14 protein-coding genes and 1 pseudogene are annotated in these 15,653 nt (G+C 61.4%); 8 read left to right on the forward strand and 7 right to left on the reverse strand.

What is annotated here, in order from left to right; all coding sequences use genetic code 11:
• Nucleotides 1-2 precede the first annotated feature (2 nt).
• Both dnaN and dnaA read right to left on the reverse strand, forming a co-directional pair.
• On the reverse strand, nucleotides 3-1,106 hold the full coding sequence (gene dnaN / locus E5E96_RS07290; protein ID WP_011704048.1) for a DNA polymerase III subunit beta: 1,104 nt from the start codon (nucleotides 1,104-1,106) through the stop codon (nucleotides 3-5).
• An 83-nt stretch (nucleotides 1,107-1,189) separates the two neighbouring features.
• A complete protein-coding gene (gene dnaA, locus E5E96_RS07295; protein WP_005307141.1) occupies nucleotides 1,190-2,560 on the reverse strand; it encodes a chromosomal replication initiator protein DnaA in 1,371 nt (456 codons plus the stop codon).
• Nucleotides 2,561-2,875: 315 nt separating this feature from the next.
• On the opposite strand from dnaA, the gene E5E96_RS07300 reads away from it, so the two are divergent.
• Genes E5E96_RS07300 through E5E96_RS07310 form a run of 3 tightly spaced genes read left to right on the forward strand, consistent with a single transcriptional unit; the run spans nucleotide 2,876 to nucleotide 5,050 of the window.
• Nucleotides 2,876-3,634 carry an amino acid ABC transporter substrate-binding protein gene (locus E5E96_RS07300; protein ID WP_171281842.1) on the forward strand — a complete coding sequence of 253 codons (759 nt, stop codon included), beginning with the start codon at nucleotides 2,876-2,878 and terminating at the stop codon, nucleotides 3,632-3,634.
• Nucleotides 3,635-4,303: an amino acid ABC transporter permease gene (locus E5E96_RS07305; protein WP_011707929.1), complete on the forward strand. Its 669-nt coding sequence runs from the start codon at nucleotides 3,635-3,637 to the stop codon at nucleotides 4,301-4,303.
• Between the two features lie 12 nt (nucleotides 4,304-4,315).
• Nucleotides 4,316-5,050: an amino acid ABC transporter ATP-binding protein gene (locus tag E5E96_RS07310; protein ID WP_017410488.1), complete on the forward strand. Its 735-nt coding sequence runs from the start codon at nucleotides 4,316-4,318 to the stop codon at nucleotides 5,048-5,050.
• A 36-nt stretch (nucleotides 5,051-5,086) separates the two neighbouring features.
• Here the strand turns inward: E5E96_RS07310 and E5E96_RS07315 are convergent, their stop codons facing one another.
• Nucleotides 5,087-6,049, reverse strand: coding sequence for an IS1595 family transposase (locus E5E96_RS07315; RefSeq protein ID WP_118880797.1), 963 nt, complete (start codon nucleotides 6,047-6,049; stop codon nucleotides 5,087-5,089).
• A gap of 310 nt (nucleotides 6,050-6,359) precedes the next feature.
• Between E5E96_RS07315 and rpmH the strand changes: the two genes are divergently transcribed.
• From rpmH to mnmE, 5 genes are all read left to right on the forward strand, one after another.
• Nucleotides 6,360-6,494 (forward strand): 50S ribosomal protein L34, encoded by a 135-nt coding sequence (rpmH, locus tag E5E96_RS07320; protein ID WP_005307156.1) that lies wholly within the window; start codon nucleotides 6,360-6,362, stop codon nucleotides 6,492-6,494.
• A complete protein-coding gene (rnpA, locus tag E5E96_RS07325) occupies nucleotides 6,494-6,853 on the forward strand; it encodes a ribonuclease P protein component (RefSeq protein ID WP_016352406.1) in 360 nt (119 codons plus the stop codon). The genes rpmH and rnpA overlap by 1 nt, the downstream gene beginning before the upstream one ends.
• Nucleotides 6,820-7,068, forward strand: a complete 249-nt coding sequence (gene yidD / locus E5E96_RS07330; protein WP_010635605.1) for a membrane protein insertion efficiency factor YidD — start codon at nucleotides 6,820-6,822, stop codon at nucleotides 7,066-7,068. The genes rnpA and yidD overlap by 34 nt, the downstream gene beginning before the upstream one ends.
• A 5-nt stretch (nucleotides 7,069-7,073) precedes the next feature.
• A complete protein-coding gene (gene yidC / locus E5E96_RS07335) occupies nucleotides 7,074-8,720 on the forward strand; it encodes a membrane protein insertase YidC (RefSeq protein WP_011707925.1) in 1,647 nt (548 codons plus the stop codon).
• Between the two features lie 109 nt (nucleotides 8,721-8,829).
• Nucleotides 8,830-10,191 carry a tRNA uridine-5-carboxymethylaminomethyl(34) synthesis GTPase MnmE gene (mnmE, locus tag E5E96_RS07340; protein ID WP_065017160.1) on the forward strand — a complete coding sequence of 454 codons (1,362 nt, stop codon included), beginning with the start codon at nucleotides 8,830-8,832 and terminating at the stop codon, nucleotides 10,189-10,191.
• 71 nt (nucleotides 10,192-10,262) lie between these two features.
• On the opposite strand, the gene fhuB is transcribed toward mnmE, so the two are convergent.
• From fhuB to E5E96_RS07360, 4 genes and pseudogenes are all read right to left on the reverse strand, one after another.
• The gene (gene fhuB / locus E5E96_RS07345) at nucleotides 10,263-12,245 is read right to left on the reverse strand and encodes a Fe(3+)-hydroxamate ABC transporter permease FhuB (RefSeq protein ID WP_171281843.1); all 1,983 of its coding nucleotides are present in this window, start codon (nucleotides 12,243-12,245) and stop codon (nucleotides 10,263-10,265) included.
• Nucleotides 12,242-13,168, reverse strand: a complete 927-nt coding sequence (locus tag E5E96_RS07350; protein WP_171281844.1) for an ABC transporter substrate-binding protein — start codon at nucleotides 13,166-13,168, stop codon at nucleotides 12,242-12,244. Before E5E96_RS07350 ends, fhuB begins: the two co-directional genes overlap by 4 nt.
• Nucleotides 13,169-13,186: 18 nt before the next feature.
• Nucleotides 13,187-13,950, reverse strand: a pseudogene (locus E5E96_RS07355) (ATP-binding cassette domain-containing protein).
• Nucleotides 13,951-13,972: 22 nt separating this feature from the next.
• Nucleotides 13,973-15,631, reverse strand: coding sequence for a multidrug ABC transporter permease/ATP-binding protein (locus tag E5E96_RS07360; RefSeq protein ID WP_171281845.1), 1,659 nt, complete (start codon nucleotides 15,629-15,631; stop codon nucleotides 13,973-13,975).
• Nucleotides 15,632-15,653 lie beyond the last annotated feature (22 nt).

Consider the following 15,653-nt stretch of genomic DNA (forward strand, 5'->3'; position numbering starts at 1 on the left):
GACTAGATCCGCATCGGCATTACCACGTACTGAGCATCCTGACTGTCAAAATCCTCAATAATGGCGCTGCTGATGGAATCGCTCAGGCTGATCCGGATTTGGTCACATTTTAACGTATTCAGCACGTCCAGCACATAAGAGACGTTGAAACCAATCTCCATCTCGCCGGCTTCATATTGTACGTCAAGCAGCTCTTCGGCTTCTTCCTGTTCCGGGTTGTTGGCGGTGATGCGCAGCAGGTTTTCCTGCAGATTGAGACGCACCCCACGGAATTTCTCGTTGGAGAGGATGGCGGCACGGGCAAAGGCCTGGCGCAGATCCTCACGACCGGCGATCAGTGCCTTGTCGCTGTTGCGCGGAATGACGCGGCGCCAGTCCGGGAAGCGGCCATCCACCAGCTTGGAGGTGAAGATGAAGCCATCCAGCGCCGCACGCAGGTTGCTGCGGCCGATCTGCAGCCGTACCGGCTTGTCTTCCGCTTCCAGCAGGCGCACCAGTTCCAGCACGCCCTTGCGCGGCAGGATGACCTGATGATCGGGCAGCGATTCCGTTACCACCTCGCGGCGGCAGGTCGCCAGCCGGTGACCGTCGGTCGCCACGGTACGCAGGCCATGGCCCTCGCTCTCGAACAGCATGCCATTCAGGTAGTAACGCACGTCCTGGCTGGCCATGGAGAACTGGGTGGCATCGATCAGCTTCTTCAGCTCCAGCTGGCCGATGTCGAACTCGAGCACGGATTCCCAATCCTCGATATTCGGGTATTCGGTAGCCGGCAGGGTCGACAGGTTGAAGCGGGAGCGGCCGGAACGGATGATCAGGCGCTCGCCTTCGGTATTGAGGCGAATGTCCGCCCCCTCCGGCAGACCGCGGCAGATGTCCAGCAGCTTGCGCGCTGGCACTGTGGTGCGGCCATCCTGACTGTCGCTGTTGAGATAGACCTGACCGATCATCTCCACTTCGAGGTCGGTCCCGGTCAGTGACAGCAGACCGTTGCTGACATCCAGCAGCACGTTGCCGAGGATTGGCAGGGTCGGCCGGCCACCGAGGGCACCGGACACCAGTTGCAGAGGACGTAACAGGGCCTCACGGCTAATTTCGAGCTGCATCTGTGCTCTCCGTTGTTATTAGGAGGAAAAGGTTCGGATCAGGTTGGAATATTCGAACTGCATCTGTCCACTCCGTTCCGTTGTCAGGAAGAAAGGGTACGGATCAGGTTGGAATAGTCTTCCTTGATGTCGTGACTCTCTTCCTTCAGCTGCTCAATCTTGCGGCAGGCATGAAGCACGGTAGTGTGGTCACGACCACCAAAGGCATCACCTATCTCCGGCAAGCTATGGTTGGTCAGCTCCTTGGCCAGCGCCATCGCCAGCTGGCGTGGGCGGGCAACGGAGCGGGAACGCCGCTTGGAGAGCAGATCCGCCAGCTTGATCTTGTAGTACTCCGCCACCGTCTTCTGGATGTTGTCGATGGTGACCAGCTTCTCCTGCAGCGCCAGCAGGTCGCGCAGCGCTTCGCGCACGAAGTCGATATTGATCGCCCGACCGGTAAAGTTGGCGTTGGCAATCACCCGGTTGAGGGCACCTTCCAGCTCGCGCACGTTGGAGCGCAGCCGTTTGGCGATGAAGAAGGCCACTTCGTCCGGCAGGTGGATCTGATTCTCGTCCGCCTTGCGCATCAGGATCGCCACCCGGGTTTCCAGCTCCGGCGGTTCGATCGCCACCGTCAGGCCCCAGCCGAAGCGGGACTTGAGACGATCTTCCACCCCGTTGATCTCCTTCGGATAACGATCCGAGGTCAGGATGATCTGCTGGTTGCCTTCGAGCAGGGCGTTAAAGGTGTGGAAGAACTCCTCCTGGGAGCGCTCCTTGTTGGCAAAGAACTGGATGTCATCGATGAGCAGGGCATCGACGCTACGGTAATAACGCTTGAACTCTTCAATGGCGTTATTCTGCAGCGCCTTCACCATGTCCTGCACAAACCGTTCGGAGTGCATGTAGATGACCTTGGCGTCCTGCTTGCGCTCCTTGATGGCGTTGCCGACGGCATGCAGCAGGTGGGTCTTGCCCAGACCGGTGCCGCCATAGAGGAACAGCGGGTTGTAGGCCCCGCCCGGATTGTCGGCAACCTGACGGGCAGCCGCACGGGCCAACTGGTTGGACTTACCCTCGACGAAATTCTCGAAGGTATAGTTCACGTTGGTGTTGCTCTTGTGGTTCGGCTCGGGTTTGGCCTCGGCCTTGCTTTCCCAGCTCTTCTGCGAGTTATTCACAGGATCCGCACCCCGCGCCGGCGCTCTGGCGACCGCGACGGGATGGGGACGATTACCGATGTCAAAACGCAGAGTGGGGCCGTCGACCCCGCAGAGTTCATTGATGATGCCGTTCACCCGGATGAGATACTTGTCTCGAACCCAGTCCAGAACAAAGCGATTCGGTGCATACAGGGTCAGAGTATTGTCACTCAACTCCGCTTGAAGCGGCCGGATCCACATGCTGAATTCTGCCGAGGGCAACTCATCTTGCAGCCGGTTAAGGCACTGCTGCCATAGCGAAGCAGTCACTCTAAACTCCCGTCGATTGATTAACTAAAGACCGGCTATTCTACGTTTTTAGCGGCTGGATCTCTAGCCGCGACCTCGCGGATCCAGCAAATAAGATCCTTGACTTTCAAGGATCCAGCAGCGCCGAATCCGATTTCATCCCCAAAGTTACCCACAGCCAGATCCATCAACAGGGGCACCAAAGATCCAGACCTGAAGCGGTTATTTTATATAACCAAATATCATTTATTCTTTAGCTTTTATTCCAATAACATCAGCGCAAATCCAGTGTTTACAACTAAAAATACAGAACAACAGAGAGAGAGAGGAATCCCCATGACGTCATCCATCAAGCTGGTCTCCGGCGCCGCCATTCTGCTGGCCGCCCTGTCCGGTCAAGCCATCGCCCAGGAAACCATCAAGGTCGGCATGTCCGGCAAGTACTTCCCGTTCACCTTCGTCAAGCAGGACAAGCTGCAGGGCTTCGAGGTGGATATGTGGAACCAGATCGGTGAGCGCACCGGCTACAAGGTCGAATTCGTGACCGCCAGCTTCTCCGGCCTTTTTGGCATGCTGGAAACCGGCCGCGTCGATACCATCTCCAACCAGATCACCATCACCGACGAGCGCAAGGCCAAGTACGCCTTCTCCCAGCCCTACGTCTATGACGGCGCCCAGATCGTGGTCCGCAAGGGCAACAGCACCATTCACGGCATCAAGGATCTGGAAGGCAAGAAGGTGGCGGTGAACCTGGGCTCCAACTTCGAAGAGCTGCTGCGCAAGAACGACCCTAACAAGAAGATCGACATCCGTACCTATGACTCCGCCTTCGAGCAGGATGTTGCCCTGGGCCGGATCGATGCCTTCGTGATGGACCGCGTCTCCACCGCCCAGCTGATCAAAGAGTCCAAGCTGCCGCTGCAGCAGACCGGCGCACCGTTCGAAACCATCGAGAACGCCCTGCCCTTCCTGAAGACTCCTGAAAAGCAGGCGCTGCTGAAGAAGGTCGATGATGCCCTCACCGCCATGCGCAAGGATGGTTCCCTGCGTCAGATCTCTGAAAAATGGTTCGCTTCCGACATCACCGACAAATAAATGATGGAATTTGACCTCGAATACACGCTGGGGCTGTTTCCCATCCTGCTCAAATATCTGGGCACCACGATGGAGATGGCCCTGTGGGGATTCGTCCTGGCACTCGTACTGTCGCTGGCCCTGGCGATAGTACGGGTGTTTCGCGTTCCCGTGATCCACTGGCTGGCGATGCTCTATATCTCGTTTTTTCGGGGTACACCGCTACTCGTCCAGCTGTTCCTGCTCTATTACGGGCTGCCGCAGCTGTTCCCCATCTTCGTGGGGATGGATGCCTTTACCGCCGCCATCGTCGGCCTGACCCTGCACTTCGCCGCCTACATGGCCGAATCGATCCGCGCCTCCATCATCGGCATCCACAAGAGCCAGATGGAAGCAGCCCTCAGTATCGGCATGAGCCGCTACCAGGCGATGCAGCGGATCATATTGCCGCAGGCGGCCCGCATCGCTACCCCGTCGCTGATGAACTACTTCATCGACATGATCAAGAGCACCTCGCTGGCCTTTACCCTGGGGGTGGCCGAGATCATGGGCAAGGCGCAGATGGAAGCCTCCTCCTCCTTCAAGTTCTTCGAGAGCTTCATGGCGGTGGCGCTGGTCTACTGGGTGGTGGTGATCTTCTTTACCCGCTTGCAGCATCTGCTGGAAGTCCGTCTCAACCGTGCCTATTAAAGGAGGGCCATCATGATCAAGTTAACCGGCCTGTCCAAGGCATATGACGGCAATCAGGTGCTCAACAGCATCGATCTGGAGGTGAAAAAGGGGGAGATTGTGGTCATCATCGGCCCCTCCGGCACCGGCAAATCGACCCTGCTGCGCTGCCTCAACCTGCTGGAGACCCCGGATGCCGGCAATCTCGCCATCGACGATCTTCAGCTCAACCTGGCCAGGGCCAGCGAGCAGCAGGCCATCGAACTGCGCAAGCGGGCCTCCTTCGTGTTCCAGAACTACGCCCTGTTCGCCAACAAGACGGCGCTGGACAACATCGCCGAAGGGCTGATCACCGTCTGGAAACAGCCGAAGGCAGAGGCCCGTGCCACCGCCCTCGGCATCCTCAAGGACATAGGCCTTGCCGACAAGCAGGACGCCTATCCGGCCTCCCTGTCGGGCGGTCAGCAGCAGCGGGTCGGCATCGGCCGGGCCATGGCCGCGCACTCCAAGGTGATCCTGTTTGACGAGCCCACGTCGGCGCTCGACCCCGAGTGGGTCGACGAAGTACTGGGCCTGATGAAGGAGTTGGCCCGCCAGCACCAGACTATGGTGGTGGTAACCCATGAGATTGAATTTGCTCGAGATGTTGCCGATCGGGTGATCTTCATGGAGGGGGGCCGGATCGTGGAACAGGGCCCGCCGGATCAGATATTGGTCGATCCGCAGGATCCCCGCACCCGGGAGTTCCTGCGCAAAGTGCTTAAATAGCTCTCTCTTTGGCGGCATTGCCGCCTTTTTTATTGGCTATGTCCCAATTACGTGTTGCATGGGGCGCCCCAGCGCCTCATGCAAGCAACGTGAGATATTCACTTCCTGCCCATAGCGTTCCAACATCCTTCGCCAACCCAGATAATTCCTCAGATAGTGGGTCGCGACCCCATGGAACCGTTCCATCCACTCCTTCAATCGCCTGTGGTACCCGTTCACATGTTGGATGTGATATGCACCCACCACCCGCTCTCCCGCTCGATTGCGCACCACTTGGTGTGTTATCCCTTGCCTCTCGCTGAAACTGGCATACACCCCGGCACCATCGCTGCACAGGACGGCATCCGGGGCGATAAGTGGCCGAAGCACTGCCTTCACCGCCCTGACATTCAACTGTTCCAACTGGAAGTCAGCCAGGTGGCCTGCTCTGTCTTGCACCACCATCACCGGGATGTAATCCGGTCCTGTGCCTCGGGTACGGCCTTTACCTCCACGATGGCGGGCCGGGCGGGACAATCCGCGCTGTCCTTTGAACGACTCTAGGAAGAAGGTCTCATCGACCTCGACGATACCCTCTTCCCGTACCGCCTGGTGGCTAGCCATGGCCTTCAGGAAGCGGTGACGCCACAAAAAGGCGGTGTTTTTACCGACCCCACAGCGGAGCGCCGCCTGCCGGACGGTCAGACCGTCGATGAGGGCCTGTGCATAGTCTTCCCAGCATTGTGGCTTGCGAAGTCGAGCGAGAGGCGTGTTGGTGAGAACGGAACTGGTGCGCAAACACTGCTTGCAGCGATAACGGCGCAGCCCTCGAGACCAGCCCCAGGGAGCCAGCAGTGTGGCCGCGGCCTGGCAGTGAGGGCAGCATTGGCATGCAGGCAGTTGAGTGGCCAACGAGGTGATGGGGTGAGGGGTGGTGAGTTCCTGTTGCGCGAGACGACGCTGACGCAAAGTGAGCAATGGGAAGAGGGACAGTAGATGTTGAAAGGCTTGGGTATCCATGATGGTGGCCCTCAAGGTGATGACCTACTTCAAGGTTAGCCTTTCAACACATAACTGGGACTGAGCCTTTTTATTGGAGGATCCTTGTTAAACACCGGGTTGCCAGTATAATCCGGAGCCCTCGATCCTCTGGATCCTCACTGCCGGTTCGGGCCTTTGCAAGGTCAGGGCAGGAAGAGAGGGAACGGCGGATTGACTAAAAGCCGAACTCTGTTTAGAATTCGGCCTCTTTTGCTAGTCGTCACACGCTATAGCTGGCGCGTCGGCTAAGTGTGACAATCAAAACTGTACAGAAATACGGAATCGAATCATGAAACGTACTTTTCAACCGTCCAACCTGAAGCGCAAGCGCTCTCACGGTTTCCGCGCCCGCATGGCAACTGCCAACGGTCGTAAAGTTCTGGCCGCTCGTCGTGCCAAGGGTCGTGCCCGCCTGGTAGTCTAATGCCTACCCAGCACGCCTTTTCTCGGGAGTTACGTCTGTTAACTCCCGAACACTTCAAACGCGTTTTCGCCGAGCCTGTCCGGGCCGCTTCTCCGCAAATTACGCTTCTCGCCTGTCCCAATACCCTCGAACATCCTCGCCTTGGTCTCGCCGTGCCCAAAAAAGCACTCAAGCGTGCCGTCTGGCGCAACCGTGTAAAACGGGTGGTTCGGGAAAGTTTCCGCCTCAATCAGGCCAATCTGCCCGCTATCGACATCGTCGTGATCGCCAAGGCCGGTGTGAAAGAGATGGATAACGAGGAACTGTTCAAGTTACTGGAAAAGCTATGGCGCACTCTGTCACGCCGTTGCAATGGGTAGCTGTCAAACTGATACGCCTGTATCAGCTAATCATTAGCCCGCTGCTCGGGCCGCGCTGCCGTTTCACTCCGACTTGTTCCCAATTTGCGATAGAAGCAATCCGACTTCACGGTTTCATAAAAGGCGTTTGGTTAGCCAGCAAACGTCTATTAAAATGCCATCCCTTATCCGAGGGTGGTTATGACCCGGTTCCGCAACCAAAGCGAAGAAACTGAAGACTATGGAATCACAACGCAATCTCATCCTGATCGGTTTGCTGTTCGTGAGCTTTTTGCTCTGGCAACAGTGGGAGTCCGACAAGGCTCCGAAGCCGGCCCCGACTACCGTGGCCCAAACCGAACATTTCGTACCTGAAGCCGGTCAGACCGGTGATATTCCTCAGGTTTCCGAGCAAGCCAATGCGAACACCGCACGCAAGCTGATCACCGTCTCCTCCGACGTGCTCAAGCTGACCCTGGATACCCAGGGTGGTGATATCGTCTCTGCCGATCTGCTGGCCCACAAGCTGGAAGAAGGCAAGGATCAACCGTTCGTACTGCTGACCAGCCAACCTGAGCACCTCTATGTTGCCCAGAGCGGTCTGGTTGGTCGCAATGGTCCTGACAGCCAGGCCCAGGGTCGTCCCACCTACGAAGCCGCCCAGACCAGCTACCAGCTGGCCGATGGTCAGGATCAAGTCGTCGTACCGATGACCTGGACCGACAGCAAGGGCGTGGTCTTCACCAAGGAGTTCGTCCTCAAGCGTGGTGACTACGCCGTTGGCGTCGATTACAAGATCGACAACAAGTCCGCCGAGCCGGTCCAGGTGCAGTTCTACGGTCAGCTGAAGCAGACCGTGACTACCCCGAAAGACCAGCAGGGTCATGCCATGGTGGCCAGTGCCTACCGTGGTGGTGCCTTCTCCAGCGAAGATACCCGCTACAAGAAGTACACCTTCGACGAGATGAAGGATGCCGACCTGAACAAGACCACCAAGGGTGGTTGGGTCGCCATGCTGCAACACTACTTCGTCTCTGCCTGGGCACCGAATGCCGACGATACCAACAGCTTCTACAGCCGCGTGATCCCTGGCAAAGACCAGGCCATCATCGGCTACAAGGCGCCGCTGGTTGACGTGGCTGCCGGCCAGCAAGCCGAAGTGACCAGCAAGCTGTGGGTTGGTCCCAAGCTGCAAGACCAGATGGCCAAGGTGGCAAACCACCTCGACCTGACCGTCGACTACGGCTGGCTCTGGTTCATCGCCCAACCGCTGCACTGGCTGCTGACCGTGTTCCACGGTTTCGTCCAGAACTGGGGTGTGGCCATCATCATGCTGACCCTGCTGGTACGCGGCATCATGTTCCCGCTGACCAAGGCCCAATACACCTCCATGGCCAAGATGCGCATGCTGCAGCCCAAGCTGGCCGCACTGCGTGAGCGCTTCGGCGACGATCGCCAGAAGATGTCTCAGGGCATGATGGAGCTGTACAAGAAGGAGAAGGTCAACCCGCTGGGTGGCTGTCTGCCGATCCTGGTGCAGATGCCGATCTTCATCGCCCTCTACTGGGCACTGATGGAGTCCGTTGAGCTGCGCCACGCGCCGTTCGCCCTGTGGATCACCGACCTGTCGGTGAAGGACCCCTTCTTCGTGCTGCCGATCCTCATGGGTGCGTCCATGTGGTACCTGCAGAAGATGAGCCCGACCACCATCACCGACCCGATGCAGCAGAAAGTGATGCAGTTCATGCCGATCATCTTCACTTTCATGTTCCTCTGGTTCCCGGCAGGTCTGACCCTGTACTGGCTGGTGAGCAACGTCATCTCCATTACCCAGCAGACCATCATCTACCGTCAGCTGGAGAAGAAAGGCCTGCATACCCGCAGCTAATCGCTCCCGATGGCAAGATGGATGACAAAAGAGGCGGCCTTCGGGCCGCCTTTTTTATTACAATGACCCCACTGCTGTGAACCATCAGCGAACACATGAGCCAAGCAAGATGACTACAGATACCATCGTGGCCCAGGCCACCGCCCCCGGCCGGGGTGGCGTCGGCATAGTCCGCGTCTCCGGTCCCGCCGCCGAACAGGTCGCCGAGATAGTGCTCGGCAAGCTCCCCCGGGTGCGTTATGCCGAATATTTGCCGTTCAGGGATGAGCAAGGCCAGCCGCTGGATCAGGGCATCGCCCTGCTGTTCAAGGCCCCCAACAGCTTCACCGGCGAAGATGTGCTGGAACTGCAGGGCCATGGCGGCCCGGTGATCATGGACATGCTGGTGCGCCGCATCCTGCAGATAAAAGGGCTGCGCCCTGCCCGCCCCGGCGAATTCAGCGAACGCGCCTTCATGAACGACAAGCTGGATCTAGCCCAGGCCGAGGCCATCGCCGACCTTATCGAGGCGTCCAGCGAGCAAGCGGCCCGCAGTGCCATGCACTCCCTGCAGGGGCAGTTCTCCGGCAAGATCCAGCAGCTGGTGGAGAGTCTCACCCGGTTGCGTATCTATGTGGAAGCCGCCATCGACTTCCCGGACGAGGAGATCGATTTTCTCTCCGACGGCAAGGTAGCGGGCGATCTCTACGCCATCATGGACGAACTGGATGCGGTTCGTGGCGAAGCCAAGCAGGGCGCCCTGCTGCGGGAAGGGATGAAGGTGGTGATCGCCGGTCGTCCCAACGCCGGCAAATCGAGCCTGCTCAACGCCCTGGCCGGCCGCGAGTCCGCCATCGTCACCGAGATCGCCGGCACCACCCGCGACGTGCTGCGCGAGCACATTCATCTGGATGGCATGCCGCTGCACATCATCGACACCGCCGGCCTGCGCGACACCCAGGACAAGGTGGAGCAGATCGGCATCGAGCGTGCCTGGGCCGAGATCGAACAGGCCGACCGGGTGCTGTTCATGGTGGATGGCACCACCACGGATGCGGTCGACCCGCGGGAGATCTGGCCGGAATTTGTTGATCGGTTGCCAAAAAAGATTGGCCTCACCGTGGTGCGCAACAAGGCCGACCTGACCGGTGAAGATCTGGCTCCGAGTCAGGAGCAGGGCCACGCCGTCTACCGCATCTCCGCCAAGACCGAGTTGGGGCTGCCCGCCCTGCGCGAGCACCTGAAGGCCTGCATGGGCTTCCAGGGCAACACCGAGGGGGGCTTCATGGCCCGCCGCCGCCATCTGGATGCGCTGGAGCGCGCCGCCGAGCGGCTGCTGGTGGCCAAGGAGCAGCTGGAGGTGTTCGTGGCCGGCGAGCTGGTGGCCGAAGAGCTGCGCCTGGCACAGGAGTCCCTCTCCGAGATCACCGGTGAGTTCAGCTCCGACGATCTGCTGGGTCGCATCTTCTCCAGCTTCTGCATCGGCAAATAACGCCGCACGGCAGACAATAAAAAGCCCGGGTTCACCCCGGGCTTTTTATTGCGCGTTTTTCATCCACCGCCCTAGAGGCGGCGCAGGCACCACATGAAGTAAGCGCCCCCTAACAAGGTGGAGACCAGCCCCACCGGTACCTCCTGCGGGAACAGGATCTGCTGGCCGATCCAGTCCGCCGACACCATCAGCAGGGCGCCGGAGACGGCGGCACCGAGCAGATGCCAGCGTGCCCGCACCAGCCCCATCAGCTTGGCCATATGCGGCGCCAGCAGACCGACGAAGGAGAGCGGCCCCACCACCAAGGTCGCGCTGGCGGTGAGCACGGCCACCAGCAGCAGGATGGCGAGCTGGGCCCGGTTGAGCCGAATGCCGAGCGCGGCGGCCACCGCCGGCCCCATCGGCAGCAGATCGAGCCAGCGACTGAGCAGCAGGCAGGCTGCCAGCAGCGTCAGCGCCAGCACGACCAGCCCGCCGGCAATCGGCAGGGTGACGTAATAGGTAGAACCGGACATCCAGGAGAGCAGTTGCTGCACCCGCAGGTCACCGTTGGCCAGTGCGATGGCCTGCAGCGGCTCGAACAACGCCGTGATGGCGATGCCGGAGAGCAGCAGCCGCTCCGGCTGGAAGCCGTGGCTGCGATTGACCAGCAGCAACAGCAGCAGACAACCGAAGGCACCGAGCAGGCCGCCGGCCAGCATCATGGGCAGCGGCAGGGCAGGCAGCAGCAGCGCCGTGGCAATCACCCCCATGAAGGTGCCACCACTCACCCCCAGCAGCTCGGGGCTCGCCATGGGGTTGCTGCTGACCCGTTGCAGCAGGGTGCCCGCCAATGCCAGCAGCACGCCCGCCGCACCGGCCGCCAGGGTGCGCGGCAGCCGCCACTCCAGCTGGGCCTGCCAGCGCAGCCAGCTCGGCCAGTGCCAGCCGTCCATCCCCTGTCCAAACAGCAGGGAGGCGATCACCGCCAATACCAGCCCTATCAACATCAGGCCGACAAGGCGGACCGGTGCCGGGTGGCGGGCCACCAGCAGAGCGGCATTCGCCTTCGGCGTGCCCGATTTGATACCCAGGCGCGGGATCAGCCACAACAACAGCGGCGCTCCCAGCAGGGCCGTCATGGCACCAGTCGGGATGAGCACAGAGCCGCTGCGGCTCAGGGATTGCAGCAGCAGATCGGTAGCCGCCAGCAGCAAAGCACCCAGTACCGGGGCCCACAGCAGCCGCAGGGCCAGTTTTCTCACCCCCAGCAAGCGCACCAGGGCGGGCGCCGCCAACCCGATGAAGCCGATCAGCCCCACCACGCTCACCACGCAGGCGGTGACGAACACCGCCAGCCCCAGTCCGGCGAAACGCAGGTGTTGAAGGGAGACCCCCAGGCTGCGGGCGCTGGCATCATCCAGCTCCAGCACCGCCAGCGGGCGCACCAGCACCGCGGCCAGCACGCCAGCCAGCAGCAGACGAGGCAGCAGGTAGCTCACTCCGCTCCAGCTGTTCTGCACCAGCGAGCCACTGCCCCACACCAGCAAGCCTTTCAGCTCCTCCTGAAAGAACAGCAAGAGCCCCATGCTGATGGCCGCCAGATAGAGGTTGATCACCAGCCCGGCAAAGACGATGACCACCGGATTGAGCTGGCGACGCCAGGCCAGGGCAAACACCAGCCCCATGGCGAGGCTGCCGCCGGCCATGGCAATCCACTCCCGTCCCAGCAACAGCCAGGAGGGGGCAAACAGGGTCACCATCATCAGCGCCAGCTGGGCGCCGGAGGCCACCCCCAGAGTGGTGGGCGAGGCCAGCGGGTTGCGCAGCACCTGCTGCATCAGGGTGCCGGCCAACCCGAGGGCGGCGCCGGCCAGCAGGCAGATGGCAAGGCGCGGCAGCCAGCTGAAGTGGACCACCGCCTGGCTGGCATCGGTCAGATCCGGCGACAACAGGGTCGCCAGCCAACGCGCCACCGGCAACTGACCGGCAAGCTCCCAACCGGCGAGCGCCAGCGTCAGCCCCAGCAGCAGGCTGACAGGCAGTCGCAGCGGCGACGGAAAAATCCGGTTCATTGCAACCCCTCCCCGCTTTGCCCATCCTGCTGCAGCGCAGTACTCAGCTGCACGGCGAAGCGGCGCGCCGCCAGCACACCGCCAAAACTCCACACCGCAGGCAGATGCAGCACGGCCGCCGCCCTCACCTGTGGCAGCTGTTGCCACAGACCGGGCTCCTGCAGCCGCTCGCTCACCCCGACCGGGATCGGATCGACCACCACCAGCCGCGCCTGCGGTAGCGCCATCAACTGCTCCAGGCTGGCCACGGCAAAGCCCCAGGCATTGGTTTCCCCCTGCCAGCCATTGCGCAGGCCGAGCCGCTGCATCACCGCCGCGAACAGGCTGTGGCGGCCAAATACCCGCACATGGCGCTCATCGATGAACTGCACCACCAGCAGGGGCGGCAGATCTTCGGGTAATGTGGCCCGCATCTGCGCCAGATCCTGGTCCAGCCTGGCCAGCAGTTGCTCGGCCTCGGCGGTCTTGTTCACCAGCGCGGCTATGGTCAGGGTCGCCTCGTGCAGTCGCTGCCACAGATCGGCATCCGGCTCGTAGAGTGCGATGGATTGCACCGGCGCGATGCGGGAGAGGGTCGGCGCCAGCGGGGCCGCCAGCGGCGAGATGAGGATGCGATCGGGTTTGAGCTCGGCCAGCAGCTCGCGGTTGGGCTGGGCGCGCTGGCCGATATCCACCACGGCGGCCGGCAGCAGCGGTTCGCCGACCCAGGCGCGGTAGGAGCCGACATCCCCCACCGCCAGCGGTGTCACCCCGAGTGCCAGCAGGGTTTCGGCTATGGTCCAGTCGACGGTGGCGATGCGGGGTACCGACTTCACAGCATCGGCTTGAGGGTGGTCTGCAGCGGCAGGCATCACTGGCTCGGCCTGCAACATGAGCGGAGCCAAGAGGCAGCAGAACCAGCCAACTTTCTTGAATAAGAGCATCGAGATAACAAGCCTTATCTAAACGATGGCGATGGCATGGTCATGGGCCGGGTGGCGAATGACCTCCATCGGGATGCCATAGATGGCGTGCAAGGTCTCGCCGGTCATGATCTGTTCGGGTTCGCCGTGGGTCAGCAGGCGGCCGGAGTGCAGCGCCACCAACCGATCGCAGAAGCGGGAGGCCATGTTGATGTCGTGAATGACGATGATGACCCCGAGCTTGAGCTGACGGCTCAACTGCTTGACGAGGGTGAGCACCTCCACTTGATGGGCCACGTCCAGCGCGGCCAGCGGCTCGTCCAGCAGGATGAAACGGCTCTCCTGGGCCAGCAGCATGGCCAGCCACACCCGCCCCCGCTCGCCGCCGGAGAGCGTATCCACCAGCCGGTCGGCAAAGCGTTCGGTATGGGTCAGCGCGATGGCCCGTTCGACCTGGCGGTGATCCTCCCCCCCATCCGGCCCAGCAGGCCGCGCCAGGGGTAGCGGCCCATCTCCACCAGCTCCCGCCCGAGCAGGTTTTCGGCGCTCGGCAGATGCTGGGGCAGATAGGCCACCTGACGGGCGAAGTCGCGCGCCCCCCACGCCGGCAGCGGCTTGTCATCGAACCGGATCTCGCCGTCACTGAGCGGCTGCTGACGTGCCAGCAGCTTGAGCAGGGTGGATTTGCCCGAACCGTTGTGGCCGATGAGGCCATAGACCTTGCCCTGCTCAAAACAGAGATCGGTGGGGTGCAGCAGCGTGCGGTCATTGACCGCGAAGCTGGCTGATTTCATCTCAAACATAAGCGGTTCCTGTTGGCCGGGTTCAAACCGGCACCTCTGCATTCAAGTCACAATCCAGATGGGCGACCGCATCGCGGCTCACCTGCTCGCGCCGCTCGCCGGTCAGCTCGCTGAGCCGGCCCTGGCGCATCTCCAGCAGCCGGTCGGCCTGGGAGAAGTAGAGATCGTCGTGGCTGATGGCGATCACCGTCTTGCCCATCTCCTTCAGGCGCGGCAGCAGCAGCTGATAGAAGATGCGGCGGAACTGGGGATCCTGATCCGCGGCCCACTCGTCAAACAGCATCACCTCGCGCTGCTCGGCCAGCGCCAGCAGCAGGGCGACTCGCTTGCGCTGCCCCTGGGAGAGGTCGATATCGGCGATGAAGCCATCTTCGATGGTGAGCTTGCTGCCCATCTGCAGCCGCTCCAGCCACTCGGCCACCAGCTCATCCTTGGGTTCCGGCCCCAACAGGTGCTGGAACAGGTGATAGTCGGTGAAGATGGCGGAGAAGAGCGCCAGATAGGCGTTGCGATCGGTGACCGGCTCCCCATCCAGCAGGATCCGGCCCGCTACCGGCTGATAGAGGCCGGTCAGCAGCATGGCCAGGGTCGACTTGCCGGAGCCGTTGCCACCGATGATGAAGAGTTGCTCCCCCTTCTCGATGGTGAGGTTGATCGGGCCGACGGCAAAGCCACCCTCCCCCTGATAGTGAAAGCTCACTTGCTCCAGCTCGATGCGCTGCCAGCCGCGAGGCGCGGACGGCAGCGGGAAGTTGGCATCCGGCGCGGCCAGATTGAGGGCCGCTATCTTGTCGAACGCCACCTGGGCGGAGAGCAGGGTCGGCAGGGCGCCAATGCCCTGCAGCAAGGGGGTGCGCAAGAACAGCAGGGTCAGCGCGAAGGTGGCGGCCACCTGGGTGTCGGCCCAACCCAGCCCGTTGGCCAGGAAGAAGACCAGGCCGATGGCCCCCAGCATCATGATATTCGACCAGTTCACCGCGCTCAGGTGATAGGTGTCGGCGCGGATGATCTGCTGGCGGTACTCCTGCGCATTCTGCTGATAAAGCTGGTGGTAGACGAAGTGGGCCCGCTCGCGGTTGAGCGCCAGCTCCTTACTGCCGGCGATGATGGCCTGATAGTTCTGATAAAGCCGATCCTCGGCCTGACGCATGTGGGAGAGATGGCGATAGACCCGGTTCACCAGCAGCCAGCCCACCACCATGGTGAAGGTGACCCAGAGCGTGGTGACACCGAGCAGGGCCGGCGACAGCCAGCCGAGGTAGAGGGCCGACCCCAGGGTGAGCACCAGCCCCTGCACCAGCTCCGGCAGGCGCACGAAGGCGATGGTGATCTGGCCGATGTCGCTGGAAAGGGAGGCCAGCAGCGGCCCCTGGCCAATCTGGCGCAGGCGGGCAACATCGGTATCCAGCAACTGCTTGAGCAGGCGCCCGCGCAGCCGGTAGACGAAATGATGGCCGAGGGTGGTCAGCGCCAGCTGAGAGCCGAGCGTGATCACCAGCAGCAATAAAATGAGGCCGATCAGCTGACCGAGCACCGGCAGCGGATCGCCGACGGATTCGACGAGAGACTGATTGATAAAGGCAATGACACCAATCCCGCTGACGGCACTGAGCAGGCTGAGCAGGGTAATGGCGATGAAGGGCCAACGATATTGGCGATAAACCAGAGACAAGAGTTCCATAACGGACCGGTATTCCAGAGAG

Source organism: Aeromonas sp. 1805, assembly GCF_013085525.1.
Taxonomy (GTDB): Bacteria; Pseudomonadota; Gammaproteobacteria; order Enterobacterales; family Aeromonadaceae; genus Aeromonas; species Aeromonas hydrophila.